This is a genomic window from Methylobacterium sp. CCH5-D2, from assembly GCF_001556475.1.
GTDB classification, from domain to species: domain Bacteria; phylum Pseudomonadota; class Alphaproteobacteria; order Rhizobiales; family Beijerinckiaceae; genus Methylobacterium; species Methylobacterium hispanicum.
The window spans coordinates 1-1,418 of record NZ_LSIX01001156.1 but is presented as its reverse complement, the minus strand read 5'-3'; the positions used below and the strand labels follow the sequence as shown (position 1 = coordinate 1,418).

General features: G+C 75.9%; 1 protein-coding gene and 1 pseudogene. Both read left to right on the top strand.

Going from position 1 to position 1,418, the window contains the following annotated elements; translation table 11 throughout:
- Positions 1-129: 129 nt before the first annotated feature.
- A complete protein-coding gene (locus AX737_RS31350) occupies positions 130-1,035 on the top strand; it encodes a TIGR01459 family HAD-type hydrolase (RefSeq protein ID WP_066928102.1) in 906 nt (301 codons plus the stop codon).
- Between the two features lie 92 nt (positions 1,036-1,127).
- A pseudogene (locus AX737_RS31345) lies at positions 1,128-1,379 on the top strand (Ada metal-binding domain-containing protein); the annotation flags it as partial.
- Positions 1,380-1,418: the final 39 nt, after the last annotated feature.

Genomic DNA, 1,418 nt, shown 5'->3' with positions numbered 1-1,418 from the left:
GCCCGAGCCCGAGCCGCCGCAGCGCCGGCCCTTCCGCTCCTTCCTGCGCCGGGCAAGCTGAAGTCCTCGGCCGTTGCCATCGCCGCCCCGTCCGCCTAACCGGACGCCGCGACCGCCGCAGGACCACGCATGACCGAGCACGATACCCGTCACGTTCGCATCCCGACGCTCTCCGGTTTCCGGGAGATCGCGGACGCCTACGACCTGATCCTCTGCGACGTCTGGGGGGTGCTGCACGACGGCCGCCGGGCGCACACGGGCGCGGGCGAGGCGCTGATCCGCTTCCGGCACCATGCCGGGGCGGAGCGCCCGCGCCGGGTGGTGCTGGTCTCGAACGCGCCGCGCCCGGGCGAGGGCGTCGGGCGCATCCTCGACGGGTTCGGCGTTCCGCGCGAGGCCTACGACGCCATCGTCACCTCGGGCGACCTCACCCGGGCGCTGATCGCCGACCGGCCCGGCACCCGCCTCTACCATCTCGGGCCCGAGCGCGACGCGGGCATCTTCCGGGGCCTCGACGTGGAGCTGGTCGCGGCCGAGGCCGCCGATCTCGTGCTCTGCACCGGCCTGTTCGACGACCGCACCGAGACGGCCGACGATTACCGCGACACGCTCGGGGCGCTCCACGCGCGCGGCGTCCCGATGATCTGCGCCAACCCCGACCTCGTGGTCGAGGCGGACGGCCGGCTGATCCCCTGCGCGGGGTTGCTGGCCGCGGCCTACGCCGATCTCGGCGGCGCGGTGGTCTACGCGGGCAAGCCGCACCGGCCGGTCTACGAGGCTGCGCTCGCCCGCGCGGGCGAGCTCGACGGGCGCGAGCCGCCTGACGCGGGCCGGGTCGTCGCGGTCGGCGACGCGATCCGCACCGACATCGCGGGCGCCCGTGGCTTCGGCATCGCCAGCCTCCTCGTCGCCCGGGGTATCCACGCGGAGGAGCTGGGCGTCACGGCCGAGCACCACCGCCTCGGCGAGATCGCCGGCTGGCTCGCCACGCAGGCGGTGCGGCCCGACGCGGTGATCGAGCGCCTGGTCTGGTAGGATTCGGCGGCAAGGCGCGGGATGCGCCGACGCGCGCGAACGGCAGGATGGGGCTTCGATCCCCGAAAGGCCTCCAGACCGGAGACATCGCGATGCCCGATCCGACCGCCACCGCACCCCCCAAGGCCGTCCGTCCCCTCGACGAGGCCACGATGTGGGCGGCGCTCGCCGCCCGCGACGCCGCCGCAGACGGACGCTTCGTCTTCGCGGTGCGCACCACCGGCGTGTACTGCCGCCCGAGCTGCCCGTCCCGGGCGGCCCGGCGCGAGAACGTGCGCTTCTACCCCGGACCGTCCGAGGCGGAGGCCGCCGGCTACCGTCCCTGCCGGCGCTGCCGCCCGGACGCGGCGGGACCGGCCGAGCGGCGCCGGCAGGGACGGTAG

What these genes read in the sequence shown, in the direction of transcription:
- AX737_RS31350 (WP_066928102.1), top strand. Translation starts at nt 130, where the DNA reads ATGACCGAGCACGATACCCGTCACGTTCGCATCCCGACGCTCTCCGGT.